The organism is Pseudomonas sp. NPDC087804, from assembly GCF_044742965.1.
GTDB lineage: Bacteria > Pseudomonadota > Gammaproteobacteria > Pseudomonadales > Pseudomonadaceae > Aquipseudomonas > Aquipseudomonas rustica.
Genome location: NZ_JBIUVN010000058.1, coordinates 1 through 4,268, shown reverse-complemented (window position 1 = coordinate 4,268; position 4,268 = coordinate 1). Strand labels below are relative to the sequence as shown.

Genomic DNA, 4,268 nt, shown 5'->3' with positions numbered 1-4,268 from the left:
GCCCACCGCCCCCCACGCCCCCGACCCGATGCCGCTCCCCGACAAGGCCCCGGGCGCCCAGCGCGCCGAGACCCACCGCACCACCGAGCGTTCCCGTGGACAGCTCGTCGACGTCAGCGCCAGCGTGTATACCGTTCAACTGACCGGTACCAGCGACAAGCTCGACAGCTTCATTCAGTCCATCGGCACCGCATCGATTCTGGAAACCGTCCGTAGCGGCGTGACCGGCATTGCCCGCGGCGACAAAGTACTCAGCATCTAAACCAAATTAGCGAATGGCCTGAACGGCCTGGATATATAGGGGAATTTCATGAAAGTTTATTACGAAAAAGACTGCGACCTGTCGATCATCCAGGGCAAGAAAGTTGCCATCATCGGTTACGGTTCCCAGGGCCACGCTCAAGCGTGCAACCTGAAAGACTCCGGCGTTGACGTTACTGTTGGTCTGCGTAAAGGTTCGGCCACCGTTGCCAAAGCTGAAGCTCACGGCCTGAAAGTGACTGACGTTGCTTCCGCTGTTGCGGCTGCCGACCTGGTCATGATCCTGACCCCGGACGAGTTCCAATCGTCGCTGTACAAGAATGAAATCGAGCCGAACATCAAGAAAGGCGCCACCCTGGCCTTCTCCCACGGCTTCGCGATTCACTACAACCAGGTTGTTCCGCGTGCCGACCTCGACGTGATCATGATCGCGCCGAAAGCACCAGGCCACACCGTACGTTCCGAGTTCGTGAAAGGCGGCGGTATCCCTGACCTGATCGCGATCTACCAGGACGCCTCGGGCAACGCCAAAAACGTTGCACTGTCCTACGCTGCTGGCGTTGGTGGTGGTCGTACCGGCATCATCGAAACCACCTTCAAGGACGAGACTGAAACCGACCTGTTCGGCGAACAAGCCGTTCTGTGCGGCGGTACCGTTGAGCTGGTTAAAGCCGGTTTCGAAACCCTGGTTGAAGCTGGCTACGCGCCGGAAATGGCCTACTTCGAATGCCTGCACGAACTGAAGCTGATCGTTGACCTCATGTACGAAGGCGGCATCGCCAACATGAACTACTCGATCTCCAACAACGCCGATTACGGCGAGTACGTGTCTGGCCCGTATGTGATCATCGCCGAGTCCCGTCAGGCCATGCGCAACGCCCTGAAACGTATTCAGGACGGCGAATACGCCAAAAAGTACATCAGCGAAGGCGCAACCGGCTACCCTTCGATGACCGCCAAGCGTCGTAACAACGCCGCTCACGGTATCGAAATCATCGGCGAGCAACTGCGCTCCATGATGCCGTGGATCGGTGCCAACAAGATCGTCGACAAAGCCAAAAACTAAGTCGTCCTTCTTGTACGGAAAACGCGGCCTCGGCCGCGTTTTTTCGTTTGAGCCGGTGGTTCTGGTATAAAGCTGCAGCGTTTGTGGCCGAACTGTCGTCCTCAAGCACCTGTCGAAATTTCTCCAAACCGTTGCAAGGTAACGTCCATGAGCGAACGTCCCGAAGAGCCGAACAAGGCTTCTGACGCCGAAAGCCTGCTGCCCATCGATGAACATATCGAAGAAGGGCACGACGCAGAAGGTCGTAAAGTCCGGCATCGTGGTATCTATCTGCTGCCGAATCTATTCACCACTGCGAACCTGTTCGCAGGGTTTTACTCCATCATCAACTCGATGAGCGCGCAGGCGGCATTGAGTGCTGGGGATTCCGTCAACGCGAGCAAGTATTTCGCCTTTGCCGCAATCGCGATTTTCGTCGCCATGGTGCTCGACGGCCTCGACGGTCGTGTGGCGCGCATGACCAATACGCAAAGTGCCTTCGGCGCCGAGTACGACTCGCTGTCGGACATGGTCGCGTTCGGTGTCGCACCGGCGCTGCTGGCGTTCGGTTGGGCGTTGGGTGATATGGGCAAGGTCGGCTGGATGGTCGCCTTCATCTATGTCGCGGGCGCGGCATTGCGTCTGGCGCGCTTCAACACCCAGGTCGGCACGGCAGACAAGCGCTATTTCATCGGCCTGGCCAGTCCGGCAGCGGCGGGTGTGGTGGCGGGTATCGTCTGGGCGTTCAGCGATTACGGCATTCAGGGTTCGAAGATGTCGTTCCTCGTTGCGCTGATGGTTGCGGCGGCCGGCATGCTGATGGTCAGCAACATCAAGTACAACAGCTTTAAAGAGCTGGACTTGAAAGGGCGCGTGCCATTCGTGGCGATTCTTGCCGTGGTGCTGGTGTTTGCCGTTGTGTTCAGCGATCCGCCGCGCATTCTGCTGTTGGTGTTCCTCGCCTATGCAGCATCCGGCCCGGTGCAATACTTGTTGCACCTTCGTCGGCACAAAAAAGCCGAGTGATGTAATTTCACGCATACTCCGCAGTCTATGGGTGCATCTGTCCTCCAAAGCTGCGGAGTTGTCATGCTGATCAAAATCCCCAAAGCGTCTGACTGCAACGAGTCGGATGTCACGCCTGAATCCATTTATCTCTCGCGCCGCCAATTGCTCGGTGCCACTGCTGCCGGTATCGCCGTCAGTAGCCTGCCGCGTTGGGCCAATGCCGAGGATGCCGCTCGGTACGCCGATGTCGAACCCGGTAAAGCGCCTGCCTGGTTTAACGAGAAGCTGGCCTCTACTAAATGGGGAGCAGTCAACGTCAAGGATGAGGCGATCACGCCTTTTAAAGACGCCACTCACTACAACAACTTCTACGAGTTCGGCACCGACAAGGGGGATCCGGCGGCGAATGCCGGCTCGCTGAAAACCGAACCGTGGAGTGTGGTGATAGACGGCGAGGTGGGTAAGCCGGGGCGGTATGCGCTGGAAGACTTCATGAGGCCGTATCAACTGGAAGAACGTATCTATCGGTTGCGCTGTGTAGAGGCGTGGTCGATGGTGATTCCGTGGATCGGTTTTCCAATCTCGGCGTTGCTCAAGCAAGTCGAGCCAAACGCTAATGCCAAGTACATCCGCTTTGAAACGCTGCAGGATCCCAAAACCATGCCGGGGCAGCGCTCCGGTTTTGCCTTGATCGACTGGCCGTATGTAGAAGGCTTGCGTCTGGATGAGGCGATGAATCCGTTGGCGATTCTGGCGGTGGGCATGTATGGCCGCGAGTTACCAAATCAGAACGGCGCGCCCCTGCGTTTGGTGGTGCCGTGGAAGTATGGCTTCAAGAGCGTCAAATCCATCGTGCGTATCAGTCTGGTTAGCGAGCAGCCGAAAACCACTTGGCAAAGCATTGCGGCGGATGAGTATGGGTTCTACGCGAACGTGAATCCAACGGTTGATCACCCACGCTGGACGCAGGCACGGGAGCGACGGTTGCCGAACAGCCTGTTCAAACCGAACGTGCGCGATACGCAGATGTTCAACGGCTACTCGGATGAAGTCGCTTCTTTATATACAGGGCTCGATCTGCGGAAGAACTACTGATGCGCTTTCCGTTCTGGCGTATAGGCGTTTTCATTGCGGCAGCGATCTGGCCGATGCTCTGGTTGTATCAAGCGCTTGAGGATTTGCTCGGCCCTGATCCCGGCAAAGTGTTGGTCGATCGGCTGGGGTTGGGAACCTTGGTGTTGTTGCTGATTACCCTGAGCATGACGCCGATGCAGAAACTCACCGGTTGGGCGGGGTGGATTGCGGTTCGCCGGCAGTTGGGGCTTTGGTGTTTCGCCTATGTGGTATTGCACCTGTGCAGTTATATGGCGTTTATCCTGGGGTTTGACTGGTCGCAGCTGGCGGTCGAGTTGCGCAAGCGGCCTTACATAATAGTAGGGGCGTTGGGTTTTCTAGGATTGTTGGCGTTGGCGGTGACGTCCAATCGCTACAGTCAGCGGCGTTTGGGCTCGCGCTGGAAGAAGCTGCATCGCCTGGCGTACGTAATTCTGGGTTTGGGTTTACTGCATATGCTGTGGATCGTGCGCGCTGATCTTGAGGAATGGGCGATCTATGCCTTTATAGGTGCAGTGCTTCTGATACTGCGTATTCCGCCCGTGACGCGGCGTATCCCGCGTTTGCTGGCCAGAAAGCCAGTTTTGCAAGAAAAGCGAAATTAACGGTTGACGGCAAATACCAGGCGTCTATAATTCGCCCCACTTCCGGCGCAGTCGAAACGGAAAACTCCTTGAGATTCAATGAGTTATGTAGGTTTCGGCAGCAAGTGTTTCAGTTCATCGAAGCCAAAAGGAAGTTGAAATAGAGGTGTTGACAGCAGCGTGTAACGCTGTAGAATTCGCCTCCCGCTGACGAGAGATCTGAAGCGCAAGTGGTTGAAGTTGTTGAAGAATTCTTC

The 4,268-nt window shown here is 56.6% G+C and carries 4 protein-coding genes and 1 pseudogene; all 5 read left to right on the top strand.

Annotation, left to right across the window (positions count from 1 at the left end; translation table 11 throughout):
- Positions 1 to 262: pseudogene (locus ACIOMO_RS27750) on the top strand (hypothetical protein); the annotation flags it as partial.
- Positions 263 to 310: 48 nt separating this feature from the next.
- Positions 311 to 1,327 (top strand): ketol-acid reductoisomerase, encoded by a 1,017-nt coding sequence (gene ilvC / locus ACIOMO_RS27745; RefSeq protein ID WP_401244669.1) that lies wholly within the window; start codon positions 311 to 313, stop codon positions 1,325 to 1,327.
- 147 nt (positions 1,328 to 1,474) lie between these two features.
- Positions 1,475 to 2,332 (top strand): CDP-diacylglycerol--serine O-phosphatidyltransferase, encoded by an 858-nt coding sequence (pssA, locus tag ACIOMO_RS27740; protein ID WP_053123855.1) that lies wholly within the window; start codon positions 1,475 to 1,477, stop codon positions 2,330 to 2,332.
- 63 nt (positions 2,333 to 2,395) lie between these two features.
- Positions 2,396 to 3,409, top strand: a complete 1,014-nt coding sequence (gene msrP / locus ACIOMO_RS27735) for a protein-methionine-sulfoxide reductase catalytic subunit MsrP (protein WP_401244667.1) — start codon at positions 2,396 to 2,398, stop codon at positions 3,407 to 3,409.
- On the top strand, positions 3,409 to 4,032 hold the full coding sequence (gene msrQ / locus ACIOMO_RS27730) for a protein-methionine-sulfoxide reductase heme-binding subunit MsrQ (protein WP_212550778.1): 624 nt from the start codon (positions 3,409 to 3,411) through the stop codon (positions 4,030 to 4,032). The genes msrP and msrQ overlap by 1 nt, the downstream gene beginning before the upstream one ends.
- Positions 4,033 to 4,268: the final 236 nt, after the last annotated feature.